Here is a 20,804-nt window from a genome sequence, read left to right as displayed (position 1 = left end):
CTGCCTCAGTTCGCGACTGCGGGGCTCGCACGCTCACTCCTCGCGCTCACGGTGCCGCCCTGGCTCGCGACTGCGGGGCTCGCAAGCTCACTCCTCGCGCTCACGGTGCCTCCGGTCGGCGGGTAATCGGCGGCTCGACCACCTGGCGGCCCTGCCCGGAGACCGGGCAGCTCGTCCGCACCGGGCAGACCCGGCACTTGGAGTTGGCGACAGCGGCGAAGGTGGCGGCGGCCATCGTATCGGCGGTGCGCCGCACCAGCGCCGTCGCCCAGCCGGCCTCCGGGCCCTCCCCGGCCGGCGGCTGGTTCTGCTCCTTCGCGTCCTTCGCGCCGGTGCCGAGCTGCACCAGGGCCGCTCCCCCGGACTCCTCGCCGAAGTCGACGAAGGCGCCCGCCTCCACTGCCGCCTGGTAGGCGCCGAGCTGAGGGTGCTCGGGCAGGTCGTTGGCCGTGACGGCGGTGGACTTGCCGGTCTTCAGGTCGATCACGACCAGCCGGCCGTCCTCGTCGACCTCCAGCCGGTCCACCCGACCGACCAGCTCGACCGGGCGCTGCGGGTCGTCGAGGCGCACCGCGAACTCGTGCTCGATGGCGAGCAGCCGGCGCGGGTTCGCGGCCAGCCAGCGCAGCAGCTTGTCCACCATCTCCTCGGCGCGGCTACGCTCCGGCCCGACCATCCAGCGGGCCGCCAGCTCGATGGCGTCGAACCGGGCGGCGACGTAGTCCAGCAGCGCGCCCCGGTCGGCGCTGGCGTCCTCGGCGAGCATCGCGGCGGCGTGCACGAGGTTGCCGACCCCCTGCGCGGCGCTGGCGGGCGGGCTGCCACCGTGCCGCTCCAGCAGCCAGCGCAGGCTGCACCGCAGCGCGCTCTCCATCGCCGACGGGGTGACCCGGACGGGTGCCCCCTCGTCGACGAGCGGGCGGTCGTCGGAAAGCTGCCGCAGCCCCCACCAGTCGTCCGGGTGGGCACCGGCCACCCCGGCGGCGGCGAGCCGGGCCAGCTCGACCGCCGCCGCCTGCCGCCGGGCGTAGGGCGCGTCGGGGTCGCTGACCGCGGTACGCAGCTCCGCCACCAGCGCCGGCAGGGTCAGCGCCCGGGGTGGGCGGCTCACCGGCAACGCGCCCGGCCGGTCCGGTTCCTCGTCGGCATCCACGGGAGCGCCGTCGCCCGGACCGATGGGCGCGGTCGGACCGGTCGGGTCGGTCGAGTCGGTCGAGTCGGTCGGACCGGTCGGGTCGGTGGGCGCGGGCGGGTCGGTGGGCGGGTCGGTCGGGCCCAGCTCGTAGAGGAACCGGCTCGGCTGTTCCTCGTGGTCGTCGCCGCCCACCGCAGCGGAGGCGACCGCGCTGACCAGCAGCCGTCGCCGGGCCCGGGTCACCGCGACGTGGAACAGCCGGCGCTCCTCGTCGAGCAGCGCCGAGGTCTGCCCGACCAGGGCGGCCACCCGGCCGGCCCCGGCCGTCCTGCCGGCCAGCACGTCGACCAGGCGCTCCGAGCCGAGCAGGCTGCCGCGTAGCCGCAGGTCGGGCCAGACGCCCTCCTGCACCCCGGCGACCGCCACGAGGTCCCACTCGAGGCCCTTCGCGGCGTGGGCGGTGAGCAGCCGCACCGCGTCCCCCCGGTCGGCGGTCGGGGCGAGGGTGTCGGCCGGCAGGTCCTGGCCGAGGACGTGGTCGAGGAAGACCTCCGTACGCGCGCCGGGCAGCCGGTCGGTGAACCGGGCCGCCGCGTCGAAGAGCACCATCACGGCGTCGAGGTCACGGTCGGCCGCCTCGGCGCGACGGCGTCGTGCGACGTCGCCCTCGCCGGACACCGTCTGGCCGCGGCCGGTCGCCGCCGACCACAGCTCCGCGAGCCCGCTGGCCCGCCAGACCGCCCAGAGCACGTCCTCCGCCGTGGCGCCGGCCCGAGCGGCGGCCTCGCGGGCGACGGCCAGCAGGCCGGCGACCGTCTGCGCCGGCTCCGCCCAGTGCCGCTCGATGCCGGCCAGCTCCGCCGGATCGCGCAGCGCCTCCACGATCAGCTCCCCGGAGGGGCGGCGGTCGCCGCCGGCCAGCGCCAGGGCCCGCAGCCCCTGCCGCAGGCGCCGCTCCGCCAGCGGATCGGCGCCGCCGAGCGGCGAGTGCAGCAGGGCGACGGCGGCCTCCTCGTCGAGCCGCTCGGGTTCCAGGGCGCAGCGCAGCAGGAGCAGCAGCGGCGCGACCGCCGGTTGCAGGTGCAGCGGCAGGTCCTCGCCGTGCACGACGGTGGGCACCCCGGCGGCGTGCAGGGCGCGTTGCAGCGACGGCAGCTGCCGCCCGGTGGAGCGCACCAGCACGGCCATCTCCGACCAGGGCACGCCGCCGAGCAGGTGCGCCTCGCGCAACGCGTGCGCCAGCCAGGCCGCCTCGCTGGTGGCCGAGCGGAAGGTTCGTATCTCGACCGCGCCGGGCGGCGCGTCGGGCAGCGGGTGCAGCCGGCGGTGCGCCGCCGGGCCACGCAGCCGCCGCGCCAGCCGGCCGGACGCGGCGAGCAGCCGGGCGCCGGCCCGGTAGGAGGTGGCGAGCACCACCTGCGCCGCGGGTGCCCCCGAGGCGGTGCGGAAGCGGTGCGGGAACGTCGCCACCCCGGCCGGGTCGGCGCCCCGGAACGCGTACGTGGAGGAATCCGGGTCGGCGAACGCGACCAGCGGCTTGCCGCCCCCGGCCACCGTCGCGAGCAGGTCCTGCTGGGCCGGGTCGGTGTCGGCCAGCTCGTCGACGTAGACGTGGGCGAGCCGGCGGCGCTCGGCCGCGAGCAGGTCGGGGTCGTCGAGCAGCATCCCGGTGGCGGCCCGGACCAGCTCGGCCGGGTCGTACGCCACGGAGCCCCGGTTGCTGACGTCACGCAGGGCGAGCACGGCAACGTATTCCCGCAGGAAGCGCGCGGCGGCCGGCCAGTCGGCGCGGCCGAGCTTCTCGCCCAACCGGGCCAGCTCGACGGGGCCCACGCCCCGCTCGGCGGCGCGCATCAGCAGGTCGCGCAGCTGCGCCGCGAAGGCCCGGGTGCGCAGCGCGGGGCGCAGGTCCTCCGGCCAGCCCACGGGGTCGTCGTCGGGTTCCTCGCCGACCACGTCGAGCAGCTCGCGGATGATCAGATCCTGCTCCGGGCCGGTGAGCAGCCGGGGGGACGGCTCGCCGCGCTCGGCCGCGGCCCGGCGCAGCAGACCGAAGGCGTAGGCCGGGAGGGTGCGCACCAGCGGCTCGCGCAGCACGCGGTGTCCGTCCTCGGCGACCCGGGCCTCGATCCGCTGGCGCAGTGCGGTGGCGCCCCGGCGGCCGAAGGTGAGCACCAGGATCCGCTCCGGGTCGACGCCCTCGGCCACCCGGGCGGCGACGGCCTCGACCAGCGTGGCCGTCTTGCCCGTGCCGGGGCCGCCGAGCACCAGCATCGGGCCGTCGGTGTGCGCCACGATCTCGGCCTGGCGCGGGTCGGCCAGGCGCACCACCCTCCGCCGCGTGTCGCCGCCGGTCGGCTCGGCGGGCGGCCGCGCACCACCGGTCGGCCCCACGGACCGACCGTCCCCCCGGGCCGACCCGTCGGGCCGGTGGTCCCCCCGGACCGCCTCGACGGGCCGGCGCACCAGCCGGTACGCCTGCATCCGTCCATCCCACCATGCCCGTACGACACACCCGCCCCGCCACCCCGCCCGCCGTCCCCGGACGCACCACCCAGCTGGAGCCGGCGTCGATCATGAGACTGGCCGCGCGAATCACCCCTTTCGTCCCCGCCAACCTCATGATCGACGCGGAGGGACGGAGGAGGGACGGGCTGGGGTGGGGCGGGGTCAGGTCAGGCGGACCTCCAGGGCGTCCAGGGCGGCGGGGACCGTGTCGGCCACGGTGAGCAGGCCGAGGCCGGCCGGCTTGAGGAACGCCTGGTCGGCCAGCGCGCCCAGCCAGTCCAGCACCGGGCGGTAGAAGCCGTCGGTGTCGACCAGCACCATCGGCTTGGCATGCAGCGCCAGGGTGGCGGTCGTCCAGACCTCGAAGAGCTCGTCGAGGGTGCCGAGCCCGCCCGGCAGGGTGAGGAACGCGTCCGACTTGTCGATCATGAGGGTCTTTCGGCTGGCCATCGAGTCGGTGACGAGCAACTCGTCCGACGCCAGGTCGGCGACCTCCAGGTCGACCAGCGACTGCGGAATCACCCCGACCGTCCGGCCGCCCGCGGAGCGCGCCCCGTCGGCCAGCGCCCCCATCATGCCGACGCACCCGCCGCCGCTGACGAGGGTGTGCCCGCGCCGGGCGATCTCCGCGCCCGTCTCGGCGGCGAGGTCCAGCCAGCGCTGGTCGAGCGTACGGGAGGAGGCGCAGAACACGCAGATCGCCGCCACGTCAGCGCTTCCGGTTCTCGTCGCCCGCCTCGGCGGCGGCCTGCTGGTCGGCGGCGGCGACGGCGACGGCCTCCTCGCGGACCGCTTCCTGCTCGACGTTGAGGGCGGCCTCGGCCTCCACGATGTGCCGGACCGCCGCGTCGACGTCGTCGGTCACCCGAATGAGGTCCAGGTCGACCGGGCCGATCTTGCCGTCGGTGGCCATCGTGTCCCGCAGCCAGTCGAGCAGGCCGCTCCAGTAGGCCGAGCCCATCAGCACCACGGGGAACCGGGTGACCTTGCCCGTCTGCACCAGGGTCAGCGCCTCGAAGAGTTCGTCCATGGTGCCGAACCCGCCGGGCAGCACGACGAACGCCTGGGCGTACTTGACGAACATGGTCTTGCGGGCGAAGAAGTAGCGGAAGTCGATGGCCAGGTCGACCCAGTCGTTGAGGCCCTGCTCGAAGGGGAGTTCGATGCCGAGACCGACCGACAGGCCGCCGGCCTCGCTGGCCCCCCGGTTGGCCGCCTCCATCACGCCCGGCCCACCGCCGGTGATCACCGCGTAGCCGGCCCGGGCCAGGGCCGCGCCCAGCGCCTCGGCCAGCTGGCACTCCGGGCTCTCCGGAAGGCTGCGCGCGGAACCGAACACGCTCACCGCCGGGGGCAGGTCGGCGAGGGTGTCGAAGCCCTCGACGAACTCGGAGAGGATGCGCAGCGCCCGCCAGGCGTCCTTGGTCTTCCAGTCGCCGCGCCCCCGCGAATCGAGCAGGCGCTGATCGGCGGTGCTGCTCGTGATCGCCTGCCGTCGCAGCGTCACGGCCCCCCGGTGCCGCTCCTGTCCCGGCTCGCGGCCGGCCTCCCGCCCGTTGCTCTGACCCATGGGAGCCACCGTAGTGGAGTGGCACCCGCCAGGTGCGGGCACCACGAGCCGGACCTGCGCCGACCGGGAACGACGGGTGCCAGCGACGGACCGGGCGGCCTCGGAGTGCGGGCGACAACGAGCCGGACAGCCGGCGGAGACGGGTCCGGCGGCGGTCGCGGAACTTTTTTTCGGATCTTGGGCAACTAATTCGGTCGCCCGGACGTCTTACTATTCACATACCGGGTATGCCCCGGCGCGCGCCTTCGGGGGAGGAGTCAGCGTGATCAGCAACAACGAGATGATCCGGATCCGACGTCAGATGCAGCGCCGCATCCGCGACGTGGTGGCCGAGCGCCGCCGCGCCCGCCTGATGGAACCGTCCACCGACCAGGGCGGTCAGACCGACGCCCGGCCCGCCGCCGACGCGTCCACCACCGTCTGAGCCGCAGGCACACGTGCACGGAGGGTCCGCGTCGAACGACGCGGACCCTCCGTTCCTGCGTGGGGCGCTCCGCCCCGGGTGTGCAGCCGGGGAGTCGCCGGCCCGTCAGGCGGAGGCGAGCCAGCGGCGCAGCGTGGCGGCGCCCTCGATGATCTTGCTGATCTCGACGTGCTCGTCGGGGTGGTGGGCCAGGTTCGGGTCGCCCGGGCCGAAGTTCAGCGCCGGGATGCCCATCGCGGCGAACCGGGCCACGTCCGTCCAGCCCAGCTTGCCGATCGGCGCGGCACCGACCGCCGCGAGGAACTCCTGGGCGGGTGCCGCCTCCAGCCCGGGCGCAGCGCCGGCCGCCGCATCCGTGACCCGCACCTCGAAGCCGGCGAAGACCTCGCGCAGGTGCGCCTCGGCCTCGGCCGGGGTCCGGTCCGGCGCGAACCGGTAGTTGACCTCGACCTCGCACCGGTCGGGCACCACGTTGCCGGCCACGCCGCCGTGGATGCGGACCGCGTTCATGCCCTCCCGGTAGTCGCAGCCGTCGATGGTGACCCGGCGCGCCTCGTAGGCGGCCAGCCGGTCGAGCACCTCGCCGGCCGCGTGGATCGCGTTCACCCCGTGCCAGGAGCGGGCCGAGTGGGCGCGTACGCCGGTGGTGGTCACGACCGAGCGCATGGTGCCCTGGCAGCCGGCCTCGACGATGCCGTGCGTCGGCTCCAGCAGCAGCGCGAAGTCCGCCTCCAGCCACTGCGGGTACGCCTCGGCGACCAGGAAGAGGCCGTTGTACTTCTGCTCGATCTCCTCAGCCTCGTAGAAGAAGTACGTCACGTCGTAGCGCGGGTCCGGCAGGTGCACCGCCAGGTGCAACGCGTACGCCACCCCGGACTTCATGTCGGAGGTGCCGCAGCCGTACATCAGGTCGCCGCGCGTGGTCGACGGGAAGTTGTTGTTCAGCGGCACCGTGTCCAGGTGACCGGCGAGCACCACCCGCTGGTCGCGGCCCAGGTCGGTCCGGGCCATCACCGTGTTGCCGTGCCGGTACGTGCTCAGGTGCGGTACGCCCCGCAGCACCTGCTCCACACAGTCGGCGATCGCCTTCTCGTTGAGGGACACGGACTCCATGTCGACCAGCGCGCGGGTCAGCGCCACCGGATCGGCCAGGACCTCGGGGGTCAGCGGGTTCTCCATGGTTCGCACGGTACCGTCAGTTCTGGCGAGCGCGCGGGGCGAGCGTTCCCGGGCGGCCCGCGCGGGACGCGGGGCGCGGAGGGCTCGCCGGTCCGCAGCACGAATCGAGAGGTGAATCAGTGACGTCCGAATCCGCCTGGGGCATCGGCCTGGCCACCGTGACCGCTGACGGCCAGGTGCTCGACACCTGGTACCCGACCGGCAAGCTGGGCCTCGGCAAGCTGCCGCTGGTCGCCGGCGAGGACGAGGCGGACGTGCTGGACCTGCCGCCGGGAGCGGTCGGCGACCGGGCGCTGCCCGGGCTGCGTACCGTCCAGGTGGTCACCGTGATCGGCTCGCTGGACGACCCGATCGCCGACGCCGCCGACGCGTACCTGCGGCTGCACCTGCTCTCCCACCGCCTGGTGCTACCCAACGAGCTCAACCTCGACGGCATCTTCGGCAAGCTGGCCAACGTGGCCTGGACATCCGCCGGGCCGTGCCCCCCGGAGCGGGTCGACGAGCTGCGGGTCATCGAGCGGGCCGCCGGCCGCCACCTGGCCGTGTACGGGGTGGACAAGTTCCCCCGGATGACCGACTACGTGGTGCCGTCGGGCGTGCGGATCGCCGACGCGGACCGGGTGCGCCTCGGCGCGCACCTGGCGGCCGGCACCACGGTCATGCACGAGGGCTTCTGCAACTTCAACGCCGGCACGCTCGGCACCTCCATGGTCGAGGGGCGCATCGTGCAGGGCGTGGTGGTCGGCGACGGCTCCGACGTCGGCGGCGGCGCCTCGATCATGGGCACCCTCTCAGGCGGCGGCACCGACAGGGTCCGCATCGGCGAGCGCAGCCTGATCGGCGCGAACGCCGGCGTGGGCATCTCGCTCGGCGACGACTGCAAGGTGGAGGCCGGCTGCTACATCACGGCCGCCTCCAAGATCACGCTGCCGGACGGCCGGGTGGTCAAGGCCCGCGAGCTGTCCGGGGTGGACAACCTGCTGTTCTGGCGCAACTCGGTCACCGGCGCGCTGGAGGCGAAGCAGCGCAGCGGCCGGGGCATCGAGCTGAACGCTGCGCTGCACGCCAACGACTGACGGTCGCCCCGCCGGGTCCGCGGTCGGCCGCGGACCCGGCGGGGGTACGCCTCAGCGCAGGCGGTACGCCTGGATGACGCGCTGGGTGACCGTGTTGCCGGCGGTGTCCCGGGCGGTGGCCCGCAGCGAGACGTGTCCGGTGCCGGCCGGGTGGTGCACGGTGGCCGTCCAGCCGTCCCCGCCGGCGCGGACCCGGGCCCGCTGCCAGGTCTTCCCGCCGTCGTAGGAGGCGTCGACCGTCAGCGCGGCGATCCGCGCCCTGGGCGCGCCCGGCTGCCGCTGCACCTGGACCGGGATCGCGAAGCTCCGGCCCGCCGGGGCGGCGTTGTCCCGGTCGAGCCGGGGCGCGAACCGGATCGCCGACGCCGGCAGCGCGGCCGGGTCGTCCCCGCCGACGTGCCGGGACCGGAACGTCCACGTGGCGGCAACCTCGGTGGCGAGGTCGGTGAAGCTCCGCTTCGACAGCACCTCCAGCCGGTAGTCGGCCGCGCCCGGCGGCACGTCGAACCCGCCGTACGCCCCCTCGGGCGTCTCCCCGACCAGCACGCCGTTGCGGTAGAGGGCGGTGCGGGCGGTGTCGGCGAGCGAGCCTCCCGCGTGCCCCTCGGCGTCGCTGTGCAGCGGCAGGCCCACCTCGATGCGGTCGCCCTGCCGGATGATCCCCGCCACCGGGAACGACGGCCCGTACGGCGCGCTGTTCCAGCTCTCCCGGTAGTGCCGCCCGGGGCGCAGGCTGCGCGCCTCGGAGGAGAGGATCGCCTTGAGGTCGGCCCAGCCCTCGTCGGTCGGCACCCCGAAGTCCAGCTCGGAGTACCAGCGCACGCCCCGCGTGTTGTAGTGCTCGACCCGCTGCCCCGGCGTGGCGGTACGCAGGCCGACCGCCCAGCCGCCGACGTCGGGCTCGCGCTGCGCGAAGACCAGACGGTCGGTGACCAGCCCCGGGCTGCCGCCGTTGAACCGGTGGGTGACCGTGGCCAGGTCCTTCGCCCGGTAGTGCCGGACGAAGCCGGTCGGCATCCGGCCCGGCACGCCCTCGCTCAGGGCGTAGAGGTAGGGGCTGCTCGCCGCTTCGAGGTCGGCCCACTGGCTGCTGACCGTGGCGATGAACCGCTCACCGGACGCCGGTTGCCCGAGGCCGAGGGTGTGCAGGCCGTCGAAGTCGGAGTCCAGCAGGCCGAAGGCGTAGCTGCCCGTCTCGGCGAGGAAGATCGCCTCGGTGACGACGAGCGCCGGGGTGGCCGAGCGCTGCGGGACGCTCATCCGGACCGGCCTGCCCCGACGGGCGTCGAGGGTGATCCGCGTGTCCCCGGCGACCACCAGCTCCGGCTGGACGATCTGGGTGAGCGCGGTGACCTCCTCGCCGGCCACGTCGTACACGTAGCTGACCAGCCCGTACCGGCCCTTGGGGAGCCGCAGCTCGGCGGTGCCGTCGGGGTCGTACAGGTCGTACGGGTCGAGCTTGTCCAGCGAGACCAGCGTGGTGCTGTGCTCGCCGGCGACCGCGCCGGCGCGGTTCAGGTGCCGGGCGGTCACCGTGTAGCTCTCCACCTCCCGGTGCACGGCCAGCGGGGTGACGGCCACGACCGTGCCGCCGGAGCGGGCGACGATCCGGCCGGTGTAGTGGCCGTCCGGGCCGTCGACGCGGGTGTCGGCGGTGACGGTGGCGCTCGCCGTGCCGCCGCCCGGCACGGCGATCCGGCTCGCGCCGAGGGTGAACATGCCGGCCGGGGCCGGCCTGCCGTCCGGGCCGGTCGCCTCCACGGCCAGGTCCAGGTCGGTCGTGGTCGCGCCGTCGTTGCGCCAGGTCACCGTGCGGGTGATCGGGGTGTCGTCGCCGTGCGGCCAGAGTGCCCGCCCGAGCGACACGCTGGGCGGATCGCTGGTCACCGTCTGGCGGACCGCGCTGGCCAGGTCGACCCGCCCGGCCCCCTGCTCGTACGCGGTCAGCTCGGGGTTCGGCTTCGCCGAGGACATCAGGAGGGCCTTGAGCCGGTCGGCCTTCCAGTCGGCGTGCTGCTGGGCGAGCAGCGCCGCCGCGCCGCTGACGTGCGGAGCGGCCATCGAGGTGCCCGAGAGCGAGACGTACCCGTTGCCGGCCGGGTCGCCGATCGCCCCGTCCTTGCTGCGCGCCGCCACGATCTCCACCCCGGGGGCGGTGATGTCGGGCTTGAGCGCGTCGTCACCGGTGCGGGGGCCACGGCTGGAGAAGTCGGCGAGATCGTCGTCGCGGTCGACGGCGCCCACCGAGAGGGCGGCGTCGGCGGTGCTCGGCGAGCTGACCGGCGAGAACCGGCCGGAGTTGCCCGCGCTGATCACGAAGAGGGCGCCGGTCTGCGCGGTGAGCGTGTTGACGGCCTCCTCCAGCGGGTCCACCTCCGGGGTGTCGAAGCCGCCGAGACTGAGGTTGATCACGTGGGCCCGCTGCTCGACCGCGGCCCACTGCATCCCGGCGAGGATCGCCGACTCGGTGCAGCCGTACGTCTCGCAGACCTTGCCGTCGAGCAGCGTCGCGTCCGGGGCCACGCCCTGGAGGCGCCCGCCGGAGGCGGCGCCGCTGCCGGCCACGATGGAGGCGACGTGGGTGCCGTGCCCGACCACGTCGCCCGGGGCGGACTCCTCGGTGAAGTTGCGCACCTGGGCCACCCGACCGGTCAGGTCCGGGTGCGTGGCGTCGATCCCCGTGTCCAGCACCGCGACCCGCACGCCCCGGCCGGTGTATCCGGCCCGGTGTGCCTCGGGGGCGCCGATCTGCGGCACGCTGTGGTCGAGCGTGAGCTGTCGTCGGCCGTCGAGCCAGATCCGGTCGGCACCCCCTGCCGCGCCGACCCTCCTGTCGGTGGCGGTGACCGCCGCCCAGACCTGCGCGGCCCGCCGCTTGCTCGCCGTGGCGGCGAGCCCGCCGACGGCGGGCAGTTCGCGGGTGACCGTCACCCCGGCGGGCACGGCCGAGCGCCGGGCCGCGCCGTAGCCGCCGGTGATCAGCAGCGGCAGGTCGTCGCGCCGGGCGTCGTCGTAGCCGGCGGCGACCAGTTCGGTGACGTCGAACAGCCGCCGGTCGACCCGACCGTCCCGGATCACCGCCAGGGCGTCCTCGGGCACGACGGAGAGGTGACCCCGGTCGCGGCGGGTCAGGAAGCGGAGGTCCTCGCGCCCGGGTGCGGGGCGCACGCTGGCCCGTGAGCCGGTGACGGTCACCCGGTCGCCGGTGAGCAGGGTGACGGTGACCGGGCGGCTGGCGGAGCCCGCCGCCGGGAGGGACGCGGTCGGGGCGGGGCGGGCGGCCGGATCGGCGGGTGCCTGGGCCACGGCCATGCCGGGAGTGCCCAGCACCACGCCGAGCACCAGACCGAGACCGACCAGTCTTCTACTTCGTTGCAACGGATCCTCCTCGTCGGGCGTTACTACCTGTAGGGAGATACGCATTGACAGTCATTAGGGTTGCATACCGGGTATGCAAAAAGAAGACGCGAAGATGACAGACCGGTCAACGAACCCGCCCGGCCTTGGGGATGATCGGCCGGTGACCTCCATGAAGGAACGCATGCTGGCCGGCGAGCCCTACATCGCCGACGATCCCGGGATCGCCGCCGACCTGGACCGGGCGGCGCGACTGATGGAACGCTTCAACGGCAGCCCGGCCGCGGATCCCGAGACCCGGTTGACGGCCCTGCGCGAGCTGCTCGGCGAGGTGGGCGAGGGCACGAGCGTCCGGCCACCGCTCTACGTCGACTACGGCCGGCACGTCCGCATCGGACCCCGCAGCTTCGTGAACTTCAACGCCGTCCTCCTCGACGTCGCCCCGATCACCATCGGCGCCGACGTCCAGATCGGACCGAACGTGCAGCTCCTCACCCCCACCCACCCCGTCGAGCCCGGTCCGCGCCGGGACAAGTGGGAGGCGGCAGAGCCGATCACCATCGGCGACAACGTCTGGCTCGGCGGCGGAGCGATCGTGCTCGCCGGCGTCACCATCGGGGAGAACACCGTCGTCGGCGCGGGCGCCGTGGTGACGAAGGACCTGCCCGCGAACGTCGTCGCCGTGGGCAACCCGGCCCGGGTCGTACGCCAGCTCGACTGAGCACGATCACCCCCGCCACCTGCACAAACACCCTCCCACGCTGGCGCGGCGCCACCCACGACCGGCACCGTGGGTGGTGATGTCGTCACCGGAGGCGGAAATGATCGGTCCGGTTCTCGAACTGCGCGTGCCCGGGGTCTCCAACACGCCCCCGGGCCAGGTCCTCGGCCTACGCCCGGCCCCGGGAGCCGACGCGCCGCCCCCGCCCCGGCTCGTCGCGGGTGGAGCGGCCACCGGCTTCTACCGCTCCCCCGCCGCGGAGCCGGGCGACCCGGTCGTCGTCGAGGCGTACAGCTGGGGGCAGCTGACCTCCGGCCCGCGGACCGCACGCGACGTGGAGCGCGCGCTGTGGACGCTGCTGCTCCCCTTCACCCTGGCCAACGTCGCGCTGCACGCCCGGCCGACCATCCCGGCCGACCCCGGCGCCGAACGGTGGAACAGCAGCTCGGGCGTCACCGCCTGGTTCATCCGCCTGTTCTGCCTGAGCCTCACCGGCACCCTCGCCCTCACCCTCACCGCCGTCGGAGTCGACCTCGTGGGCTGGCAGTGCGTGGACGAGGACTGCCTGCGCCGCGTCCCCGGTCCCTGGGAGTTCCTGGGGCAAGGCTGGTGGAGCGAGGGCGCGAGGGCGCTGGCCGTCGGCCTGCTCCTACCGCTTGGCGCGCTGACCCTGCTCGGGCTGGTGAGCTGGCGGACCTACCAGTACGAGGCACAGATGCCCGCCGAACCGACCCCTGTGCCCAGGGTCCCGCAGCCGCCCGACGCGTCCGCGGACGGACCGGCACAGCCCGAGGCCGGTCCTGACCCGCCCGAACCGCCCTCCGGGCCGCCCGGCAACCCGTTGCAGGACCGCGCCTTCTGGAACGGCGAGGGCCAGTTGCGCAGGGGCGCCGTGCTGCACCTGTGCACCGGCGTGGTCGTCGCCGCCGCCGTACCGCTGGGTGCGGTCCTCGCGATGGACCCGCCCCGGGGCGTACGGGCGGCGCTCGCCTGGCCCACCGTGGCGGCGCTCGTCGCCGTCGTGGTCGTCGCGGTCGTGGCGCTCGCGCGCCCCGGCCTGACCCGGCGCGCGGGGGCCACCCCGCTCGGTCGACGGAGCGGCACGGTGATCGTGCTCACCGCTGCCGGGCTGGCCGGGACGGTGCTGGTCCTGCTGCTGCCCGACGGTGCCGCGGGCACGCCCCTGGCCGACCTGCGCCCGGCGCCCGACTGCGGCCGGAGCGCCGCCGCGCCGACCTGCCCGGCCGACCGGTCGTTGCCCGGCCTCGACTGGATCGTCGCCTGGCTCGGCACGGGACAGTTGCTGCTGCTGGTCGCGATCGGCGCGGTGGCCCGGTCCGGACGGCGGGCGCTGGCCGCGCCGGCGGCGGCCACCCTGCTGCTCGTGCTCGGTTTCGCCTGGTCCACCGGCTGGCTGCCCGGGGTGCCGCCCGCGCCGACCGTGCTGGAGTTCTGGACGGTCGTCGTCCCGGTCGTCGCGCTGGCGGCCGCCGGACTGCTGCTGCCGCGCGTCCCGGCACCGGTGGGACAGCAGCCCCTGCCACCCCACACCGACCTCGCCTGGGGCGGTCGCGCTCCGGCCGTCATCGCCGGCCTCGGCTGGATGCTCTGCGTCTCCTACAGCGCCGGGCTGCTCCACTGGGTCACCGGCCGGCTCAACGGCGGCCCGGTGCCGGACGGGCTCTCCCCCGTCGCGTCCCCGGTTCCCGTGATGTGGGCCGGGCTCGCCTGCGCCGGCGCCCTGCTCGCGCTCGCCGCCACGGTCGGCCGGGCCGGTCTGCTCTACCTCCGCCTGCGCCGGCACGAGTACGCGCAGGCGACGGCGCGCACCGGCACCCCTCTCTCGGCGCACGAGCTGCGGCGCTGCCGCGAGGTCAGCACGTGGCGCGCGCTGCACCGGCTGGTCGGCGAGCACGCCGTGCGGCTGGTCGGCTCCTACGCGGCCGTGTCGCTCGCGCTGGCGGCCCTCGCCTGCGCCGCCCTGCTCTCCCGCGACCCGCCGCACCCCGAGGAGCCGACCGACGGCGCCGCGGTGATCGAGTGGATCTCCGAGATGGGCGGTCGGCTGCTCGGCTGGCTGCCGGTGCTGATCGCCACGGTGGGGCTGATGGTCTACCGCAACGACCTCGTGCGCCGCTCGGTCGGCGTCGTCTGGGACGTGGGCACCTTCTGGCCCCGGGCCGCCCACCCGCTGGCCCCGCCCAGCTACGCCGAACGGGCCGTACCCGAGCTGCAGACCCGCACCGCCGGGCTGCTGGCGCTCGCCGAACACGACCCCCGGGCCGTGGACGGGATCATCCTCTCGGGACACAGCCAGGGCACGGTTATCTGCGCGGCGGTGATCCTTCAACTGCCCGCCCGATCACGCCGGCGGATCTGGTTCTTCTCGTACGGCTGCCAGCTGACCCGGCTCTACGGGCGGGTCTTCCCCGGGTACTTCGGCCCCGACCGGCTGCCGGTGCTCGCCGAGGCGCTGACCCCGCCGGGCGGCCGGGCCCGCTGGACCAACTTCTGGCGGGACACCGACCCGCTCGGCTGGCCGGTGACGGCCGGGGAACGGGACCTGTCCGTACGCGACCCGGAGGCGCTGCACCCCAGCGGCGGGGAGGTCGCCGACCCGCCGATCCGCAACCACAGCGGCTACCCGGAGGCGCCCGAGTTCCACCGGGAACGCTCGCGGGTGGCGTGGCTGCTGCGCCGGGGCGTGCCGGCGCCGAGGGCCGGCTCCGGCTGACCCGCACGGCGGCGGCCGGGTCCTCGCCCCGGCTGGCCGCCTTCGCCGCCCGACCGAGTCGGCACGCGGCGCACGGTCGACGCGGTCAGGGCGTCGACGGCGCCTCCGTCAGGCGTACGACCAGGTCGGCGCGGTGCGCGGTGCCGGCCACCTGGGCCGCGTTGGCCTCGTCGCTGCCGGTCGCCCACGCCCGGGCCTGCTCCGGCGAGCGTCCGTACGCCTCGTGCCGGGCGGTCAGTCGGCGCAGCCGCAGCTCGCCGTCGAGGTCGAGGAACCATGCCTCGTGCAGCAGCTGCCGCACCTCGTCCCAGGGCGTCCGGGTCATCAGCAGGTAGTTGCCCTCGGTGACCACCAGCCGCACCGACGGAGGCACCTCGATCGAGCCGGCCACCGGCTCCTCCAGGTCCCGGTGGAACGCCGGCACGTAGACCGCCGTCGGCTCCAGCCGGCGCAGGCGGCGCAGCGTCGAGACGTAGCCGTCGGCGTCGAAGGTGTCCGCCGCACCCTTGCGCTCCGCCCGGCCCAGCCGGCGCAGCTCGGCCTGCGCCAGGTGGAAGCCGTCCATCGGCACCAGCCGGGCCGTCGGGCCGATCGCCTCGACGATCCGCTCCGCCAGCGTCGACTTGCCCGCGCCGGGCGGCCCGGCGATGCCGAGCAGTTGCCGTGGGCCGGCCTCGGCGAGGGCCCGCGCCCGCGCCACCAGCTCGTCGGTCCCGACGACCCGGGCGTCGGCCATCAGCCGAGGACCGGCTCGCTGATCGCGAACCGCGCCTGCACCGCGGCGTGCACGGTCTGCGGCTGCGGGTCGATCTCCAGCTCCGGCGGGCCGCTCTCGGCGCCGTCGGCCGCGTACGCCATCCGGCTCATCATCGGCTGCTCCCCCGCGCCCGCGTCGGCCAGCTCGATCAGGGCGGTCACGCGGGCGCCGAGCGCCTCCGCGTATTCGCGGGCACGGCGCAGGGCGTCGGCGAGCGCGGCGTGCCGAGCCTCCCGGTGGGCCGGACTGTCCGGCCGCAGCGACCACCACGGGCCGGCCACCTCGACCTGGTCCTGGTCGGCCAGGCGCAGCATCAGCTCGCCGAGCGCGGTGAGGTCGGTGACGGTCACGGTAGTGGTCACGCTGCCGCTGTACGCCACCACCCGCTCCCCGGAGCGTCTGGTCTCCGGCCTGACCCGCAGCTCGCCGGTCTCCCGCCGGTCGATGCCGGGGCCCTCGGCGTCGAGCAGCACCCGGACGGCGGCGGCCCGCTCGGCCAGCCGGGTCAGGGTGGCCTCCCGGTCCCGGTCGCGCGCCGTGGCGGTCACCGCGAACCGGGCGATCTCCGGAGCCACCTCCCGGTACGCCTCGCCGCGCACCACCACCACCGGCCCGTCCACCATGCCCTCACCCTAACCGGGCGCGCACCGGCCCGCCCGGCGTCTCAGCGCACGCTGACCGCGCGGTCGGCGGTCGGCGCCCCACCCGGCCTGCCCGGCTCAGGTCGGGTCGGCCGTCGCCGGGAGGTGGCCCGTGTAGCCCACCCGGTCGCCGTCGAGCCGGCACCCGGTGAGGTAGCCGCCCGCGGCCCCGAGCTCCATCAGGTACGCCACCTCGGCGCGGTGGTCGCCGCCGACGGCGAACTCCCGGCGGTGGGCGAGCAGGTCACGGTCGAGAAGGGCGGTACGCAGGTCCCGCGCTCGCTGGAAGAGGGCGACCAGGGCGTCGCTGTCCTGGGCCCGCAACGCGGAGGCCAGCCCGTCGAGGAACGCGCTGACCTGACCGAGTTGGCGCACCACCTGCTCGCGGTTGTCGAACAGCATGTCGGCCGTACGCCTGGCCGGGGTGCCGGCGACCCGGGTGCCGTCCCGGAAACTGCCCGCGGCGAGACCCAGCACGGCGTCCCGGACGTCCGACCCCGCCACCGCGCCGGCGAGGCTGCCGGCGAGCAGGTGCGGGATGTGGGACGAGAGCGCCACCACCGAGTCGTGCACCGCCGGCGACATCGGCACCACCCGGGCGGCGAAGACGTCCACGACGAGGCTCGACAGCATCCGGAACGGCCCGATGCCCTCGGCCGACGGGCAGAGCACCCACGCCGCCCCCTCGAAGAGCGCCGGCACGGCGGCGGCGATCCCCGACCGCTCGGTGCCCGCCATCGGGTGGCCGGGGACGAACCGGTCGGTCAGCCCGTGGGCGACGGCGAAGGCGGCCACCGCGCCCTTGGTGCTGCCCACATCGGTGAGGACGCACCCGTCGCCGGTGTGCTTCGCGGTGGTGAGCAGGGTCTCCGGCATGCTCGGCAGCGGACCGCAGAGGAACACGACCTCCCGGTCACGGACCGCCTCGCCCAGGTCGTCGGGGAAGGTCACCCCGCGGTCGCGGCCGTCCGCCCGGGTGGCCCGGTCCGGGTCCCAGCCGACGACGTCCAGCCCCGCCTCGTGCAGCCGGAGCAGGATCGAACCGCCGATGAGACCGGTGCCCACCACGGCCACCCGAGGCTGTGCACGGGGACTGTCCACCATCACGCACCTCGGCGGTTCGGTCGGTACATGTCGAGGACACCCCGACTCGACTCGGCGCCGAGGATATCGCTTTTCCAGTACCCCTTCATCGCGTCCGGGCGCAGCGGCCGGAGCGTCAGCATGCCGCTGCGCGTGGGGTGGTCCTCGTGCGCGTCGCTGATCTTGTAGATCAACTCGACCTGGCCCTTCTCGTACGTGACCCCGACGGAGGAGACCGTTGCGAAGCAGCGGGTCACGAAGCCCGGCTCGCCCCGGACCGCCGCCTGCGCGTCCTGCTCCGTCCGGTAGGGCTGGACCGGATAGGACAACTCGCCCCCGCGCAGGTCGATGCGGGCCAGACCCCGGTTGCCGGAGGACGACTTGTAGACGCGGCGCGGCGCCCGCTCAGGCGTGCAGCCGACCGGCGACCGCCGCCACGTGCTCGTCGGACTCGGTCAGCGCCACCCGGACGTGCTGCCGGCCGCCCGGGCCGTAGAACACGCCCGCGGCGGCCAGGATGCCCCGCCGGGCCAGCCAGTCGACCGTATCCCAGCAGTCCTCGCCCCGGGTGAGCCAGAGGTAGAGCCCGGCCTCGGAGTGCTCGACGGTGAAGCCGGCGCCGGTGAACGCGGCGTGCAGGACCTCCCGCCGGGCCCGGTAGCGCTCCCGCTGCTCGTCGGCGTGCCGCTCGTCGCGCAGCGCGGCCACCATCGCCCCCTGCACCGGCGCCGGCACGATCATTCCGGCGTGCTTGCGGACCTTGAGCAGCTCCGCCACCAGCGCCGGGTCGCCCGCCACGAATCCCGCCCGGTAGCCGGCCAGGTTGGACCGCTTCGACAGCGAGTGCACGGCCAGCACCCCGTCGTACGACCCGCCGCAGACCTCGGGCGAGAGCACCGAGACGGGCTCGGCGGACCAGCCCAGCGGCAGGTAGCACTCGTCGCTGGCGACCACCGCGCCGCGCTCCCGGGCCCAGTCGACCACCTTGCGCAGGTGGGCCGCCGGCAGCACCCGGCCCGTCGGGTTGCCCGGCGAGTTGACCCAGACCAGACGCACGCGGGAGGTAGGGCCCACGGCGGTCAGCGAGTCGGCGCGCACGACGGTGGCGCCGGCGAGCCGGACCCCGTCCTCGTAGGTCGGGTAGGCGATCGAGGGCACCACGACGATGTCGCCGGGGCCGATCCCGAGCAGCGTCGGCAGCCAGGCGACGAGTTCCTTGGAGCCGATCGTCGGCAGCACACCGAGGCCGTCGACGCCGGCGCCGCAGGCCCGTGCGATCCACGCCGCGATCGTCTCGCGCAGCACCGGGGTGCCGGCCGTCAGCGGGTAGCCGGGGGCGTCGGCCGCGTCGGCCAGCGCCCGCTTGATCACCTCGGGCACCGGGTCGACCGGCGTACCCATGGAGAGGTTGATCAGGCCCTGAGGATGCGCCGCGGCCAGGGCGGCCGCGGCGTCCAGGGTGTCCCAGGTGAACTCCGGCAGCCGTGACGAGACCGGCGCGGGCCGGTTCAGTGGCCCTCACCGCGCGGCGGCTGCGCGGCGACGAACGTCGCGTCCTTCTCCACCTTGCCGATCTTCGAGGCGCCACCGGGCGAGCCCAGGTCCTCGAAGAACTCGTAGTTGGCGCCGGTGTAGTCCTTCCACTGCTCCGGGACGTCGTCCTCGTAGAAGATCGCCTCGACCGGGCAGACCGGCTCACAGGCACCACAGTCCACGCACTCGTCGGGGTGGATGTAGAGCATCCGGTTGCCCTCGTAAATGCAGTCGACCGGGCACTCCTCGATGCAGGCCTTGTCGAGCACATCCACGCACGGTTCGGCGATGATGTAGGTCACCGGTCTTCTCCTCCGCAAGACACGCCGCGATCACCCGCGACGGTTAGAGCCTAGTATCTCGCCGGGGAGGGGGTCGATCGTGCTCCGACAGCAGGATGTGGGACACCGGATCGTGGTGCGCCGGATCGTGGGGATCCGCGAGGGTCGGCCGCTCTTCTCGGACGCCCTCGGCGAGCTTGTCGAGCTGAACGAGACCCACCTCACACTCGCCACCGCGCAGGGTCGGCTCCGGGTCCCGGTGGCCGAGGTGCACCGGGCGAAACGGGTGCCACCGACCCGCCGACCCACCGCCGCGGCGGTGGTCGAGCTGGAACTGGCCGCCGACGAGGCCTGGCCCGCCGCCGTACGGGGGCGGCTCGGCGACTGGCGGCTGCGCGCCGCCGACGGCTGGACCGGCCGGGCCAACTCGGCGCTGCCCGTGGGCGACCCGGACCGGCCCCTGCCCGCCGCGCTGGACGCGGTGCAGCGCTGGTACACCGACCTCGGCCTGCCGCCGATGGTCAACACCCCGCTGCCGCTCGCCGCCCCGGTCGGCGCGGAGTTGGACGCCCGTGGCTGGGGCAGCCGACCGCCCGTGCTGGTGCAGACCGTGCCGCTGGCGGGGCTGCCGCCGGCCGCGCCGGAGAGCGCCACGGCACCGCCGGTCGAGCTGGCCACCGGCCCGTCGGACGACTGGCTCGCCGTCGCCGCCGGCCGCAAGGGCGGCCTGCCGGACGCCGCCCGGCACGTGCTCACCGCCGTGGACCAGGTCCGCTTCGCCCACGTGTACGCCGACGGCGCACTGCTCGCCATCGGTCGGGGCACGGTCACCGGGCAGGGACGCTGGCTCGGGCTCAGCCTGATCGAGGTGCTGCCCGAGGCGAGGCGGCAGGGCGTGGCCGGCCGGATCGTCCGCGCGCTCGCCGACTGGGGTGCCGCGACCGGCGCCTCGCGCGCCTTCCTCCAGGTCGAGCAGCACAACACCCCGGCCGTGGCCCTCTACCGCTCCCTCGGCTTCACCACCCACCACACCTACCTGACCCGCACCCCACCCCCCTGACCCGCCCTCGCGCTGCCCCCGACCTCGTCGATCATGAAGTTTTCGCCTTTGGATAGCGCATTCCAGGGCGCAAACCTCATGATCGGCGGCCTGGTCGTGCGTCGGGTCGCCGGTCAGCTCCTGGCGGTCGAGGGGGCGGGCGCGCGGTGGGGGGTGGGGCGCGGCGCAGGGGACGGGCAGGGACGGGCGGGGACGGGCAGGGCAGGGTGGGGTGGGTGGGTGGGAGGTCAGGTGGTCAGCGGCGGACGACGCGGCGGGGCTTGGTGGCCCGGAGCTCGGCGTAGCGCTTGAGGGACTGCGAGCGGTGGTCGAGACCGAGCGCCGTGAGGAGCAGGTAGCCGAGCAGCACGCCGACGCCGGCCGCCGCGAGGTAGAGCCAGATCTGGGCGAAGAAGGTGCCCGCGCCCCCGCCGAAGGGGTTGTCGCCGACCAGCAGCGGCCCGACCAGCACCGTCAGCAGCAGCGCGATCCCGACTGCGGCGGCAAGGTCCGCACCCCAGGCCGAGACGGGTCGACGCCTGCCCCAGACGAAGGCGACCGCCGCCAGGACCAGCCCGATCACCACGAACATCCCCAGCGACACCCGGTCGGCGGCTGTGTCGTCGCCGTCGAAGCCGAACCGGGTGACCAGCCGGGCGACCACGTTGACCGCGAACAGCGCGACCGCGAGAACCCCGATCGCCCGCCACCGCTCACTCATCGCACGCCTCCCGCCGTACCGCCCGCCGGGCGGCGGGCCTCCTGG

17 protein-coding genes are annotated in these 20,804 nt (G+C 75.1%); 5 read left to right on the top strand and 12 right to left on the bottom strand.

The window, feature by feature from the left end; all coding sequences use genetic code 11:
- Positions 1 to 100: 100 nt before the first annotated feature.
- From V6U77_RS14960 to V6U77_RS14950, 3 genes are all read right to left on the bottom strand, one after another.
- On the bottom strand, positions 101 to 3,619 hold the full coding sequence (locus tag V6U77_RS14960) for an ATP-dependent helicase (RefSeq protein WP_334606921.1): 3,519 nt from the start codon (positions 3,617 to 3,619) through the stop codon (positions 101 to 103).
- Between the two features lie 186 nt (positions 3,620 to 3,805).
- On the bottom strand, positions 3,806 to 4,351 hold the full coding sequence (locus V6U77_RS14955; protein ID WP_334606920.1) for a TIGR00730 family Rossman fold protein: 546 nt from the start codon (positions 4,349 to 4,351) through the stop codon (positions 3,806 to 3,808).
- Between the two features lies 1 nt (position 4,352).
- The gene (locus V6U77_RS14950; protein ID WP_334606919.1) at positions 4,353 to 5,213 is read right to left on the bottom strand and encodes a TIGR00730 family Rossman fold protein; all 861 of its coding nucleotides are present in this window, start codon (positions 5,211 to 5,213) and stop codon (positions 4,353 to 4,355) included.
- 262 nt (positions 5,214 to 5,475) lie between these two features.
- Between V6U77_RS14950 and V6U77_RS14945 the strand changes: the two genes are divergently transcribed.
- Positions 5,476 to 5,637 (top strand): hypothetical protein, encoded by a 162-nt coding sequence (locus tag V6U77_RS14945; RefSeq protein WP_334606918.1) that lies wholly within the window; start codon positions 5,476 to 5,478, stop codon positions 5,635 to 5,637.
- 105 nt (positions 5,638 to 5,742) lie between these two features.
- On the opposite strand, the gene dapE is transcribed toward V6U77_RS14945, so the two are convergent.
- Complete coding sequence (dapE, locus tag V6U77_RS14940; protein ID WP_334606917.1) at positions 5,743 to 6,816, bottom strand: succinyl-diaminopimelate desuccinylase; 1,074 nt, start codon at positions 6,814 to 6,816, stop codon at positions 5,743 to 5,745.
- A gap of 119 nt (positions 6,817 to 6,935) precedes the next feature.
- Here dapE and dapD point away from each other — a divergent pair, with 119 nt between their 5' ends.
- Complete coding sequence (gene dapD, locus V6U77_RS14935) at positions 6,936 to 7,892, top strand: 2,3,4,5-tetrahydropyridine-2,6-dicarboxylate N-succinyltransferase (RefSeq protein WP_334606916.1); 957 nt, start codon at positions 6,936 to 6,938, stop codon at positions 7,890 to 7,892.
- Between the two features lie 51 nt (positions 7,893 to 7,943).
- On the opposite strand, the gene V6U77_RS14930 is transcribed toward dapD, so the two are convergent.
- Positions 7,944 to 11,315, bottom strand: coding sequence for a S8 family serine peptidase (locus V6U77_RS14930; protein ID WP_334606915.1), 3,372 nt, complete (start codon positions 11,313 to 11,315; stop codon positions 7,944 to 7,946).
- Positions 11,316 to 11,412: 97 nt separating this feature from the next.
- Between V6U77_RS14930 and V6U77_RS14925 the strand changes: the two genes are divergently transcribed.
- Both V6U77_RS14925 and V6U77_RS14920 read left to right on the top strand, forming a co-directional pair.
- Positions 11,413 to 11,970 (top strand): sugar O-acetyltransferase, encoded by a 558-nt coding sequence (locus tag V6U77_RS14925; RefSeq protein ID WP_334606914.1) that lies wholly within the window; start codon positions 11,413 to 11,415, stop codon positions 11,968 to 11,970.
- A gap of 100 nt (positions 11,971 to 12,070) precedes the next feature.
- Positions 12,071 to 14,704 (top strand): hypothetical protein, encoded by a 2,634-nt coding sequence (locus tag V6U77_RS14920; protein WP_334606912.1) that lies wholly within the window; start codon positions 12,071 to 12,073, stop codon positions 14,702 to 14,704.
- A gap of 85 nt (positions 14,705 to 14,789) precedes the next feature.
- Here the strand turns inward: V6U77_RS14920 and V6U77_RS14915 are convergent, their stop codons facing one another.
- The 6 genes from V6U77_RS14915 to fdxA form a co-directional block, all read right to left on the bottom strand.
- Positions 14,790 to 15,440, bottom strand: coding sequence for a nucleoside/nucleotide kinase family protein (locus tag V6U77_RS14915; RefSeq protein WP_334606910.1), 651 nt, complete (start codon positions 15,438 to 15,440; stop codon positions 14,790 to 14,792).
- On the bottom strand, positions 15,440 to 16,084 hold the full coding sequence (locus V6U77_RS14910) for an SIMPL domain-containing protein (protein WP_334606909.1): 645 nt from the start codon (positions 16,082 to 16,084) through the stop codon (positions 15,440 to 15,442). The genes V6U77_RS14915 and V6U77_RS14910 overlap by 1 nt, the downstream gene beginning before the upstream one ends.
- A gap of 96 nt (positions 16,085 to 16,180) precedes the next feature.
- Positions 16,181 to 17,206 (bottom strand): prephenate dehydrogenase, encoded by a 1,026-nt coding sequence (locus V6U77_RS14905; protein WP_334606908.1) that lies wholly within the window; start codon positions 17,204 to 17,206, stop codon positions 16,181 to 16,183.
- Entirely contained in the window at positions 17,206 to 17,514 is a 309-nt protein-coding gene (locus V6U77_RS14900) for a hypothetical protein (protein WP_334606907.1), read from the bottom strand. The genes V6U77_RS14905 and V6U77_RS14900 overlap by 1 nt, the downstream gene beginning before the upstream one ends.
- Before the next feature lie 76 nt (positions 17,515 to 17,590).
- Entirely contained in the window at positions 17,591 to 18,697 is a 1,107-nt protein-coding gene (gene dapC / locus V6U77_RS14895; RefSeq protein ID WP_334606944.1) for a succinyldiaminopimelate transaminase, read from the bottom strand.
- Positions 18,694 to 19,020, bottom strand: a complete 327-nt coding sequence (gene fdxA, locus V6U77_RS14890) for a ferredoxin (protein ID WP_007464872.1) — start codon at positions 19,018 to 19,020, stop codon at positions 18,694 to 18,696. The genes dapC and fdxA overlap by 4 nt, the downstream gene beginning before the upstream one ends.
- 79 nt (positions 19,021 to 19,099) lie before the next feature.
- On the opposite strand from fdxA, the gene V6U77_RS14885 reads away from it, so the two are divergent.
- Positions 19,100 to 20,059, top strand: a complete 960-nt coding sequence (locus V6U77_RS14885; RefSeq protein ID WP_334606906.1) for a GNAT family N-acetyltransferase — start codon at positions 19,100 to 19,102, stop codon at positions 20,057 to 20,059.
- 235 nt (positions 20,060 to 20,294) lie between these two features.
- Here V6U77_RS14885 and V6U77_RS14880 read toward each other — a convergent pair whose 3' ends face one another.
- Positions 20,295 to 20,759, bottom strand: a complete 465-nt coding sequence (locus tag V6U77_RS14880) for a hypothetical protein (RefSeq protein WP_334606905.1) — start codon at positions 20,757 to 20,759, stop codon at positions 20,295 to 20,297.
- Positions 20,760 to 20,804 lie beyond the last annotated feature (45 nt).

This window comes from Micromonospora sp. CPCC 205546 (assembly GCF_036902715.1).
Taxonomy (GTDB): Bacteria; Actinomycetota; Actinomycetes; order Mycobacteriales; family Micromonosporaceae; genus Micromonospora.
This window is presented reverse-complemented; position numbering and strand designations above follow the sequence as displayed.

Bases quoted from the DNA above. Each gene is read 5' to 3' on its own strand.
- V6U77_RS14960 (WP_334606921.1), bottom strand. From the start codon at position 3,619: ATGCAGGCGTACCGGCTGGTGCGCCGGCCCGTCGAGGCGGTCCGGGGG.
- V6U77_RS14950 (WP_334606919.1), bottom strand. From the start codon at position 5,213: ATGGGTCAGAGCAACGGGCGGGAGGCCGGCCGCGAGCCGGGACAGGAG.
- dapE (WP_334606917.1), bottom strand. From the start codon at position 6,816: ATGGAGAACCCGCTGACCCCCGAGGTCCTGGCCGATCCGGTGGCGCTG.
- V6U77_RS14930 (WP_334606915.1), bottom strand. From the start codon at position 11,315: ATGCGTATCTCCCTACAGGTAGTAACGCCCGACGAGGAGGATCCGTTG.
- V6U77_RS14920 (WP_334606912.1), top strand. From the start codon at position 12,071: ATGATCGGTCCGGTTCTCGAACTGCGCGTGCCCGGGGTCTCCAACACG.
- V6U77_RS14915 (WP_334606910.1), bottom strand. From the start codon at position 15,440: ATGGCCGACGCCCGGGTCGTCGGGACCGACGAGCTGGTGGCGCGGGCG.
- V6U77_RS14910 (WP_334606909.1), bottom strand. From the start codon at position 16,084: ATGGTGGACGGGCCGGTGGTGGTGGTGCGCGGCGAGGCGTACCGGGAG.
- V6U77_RS14905 (WP_334606908.1), bottom strand. From the start codon at position 17,206: ATGGTGGACAGTCCCCGTGCACAGCCTCGGGTGGCCGTGGTGGGCACC.
- V6U77_RS14880 (WP_334606905.1), bottom strand. From the start codon at position 20,759: ATGAGTGAGCGGTGGCGGGCGATCGGGGTTCTCGCGGTCGCGCTGTTC.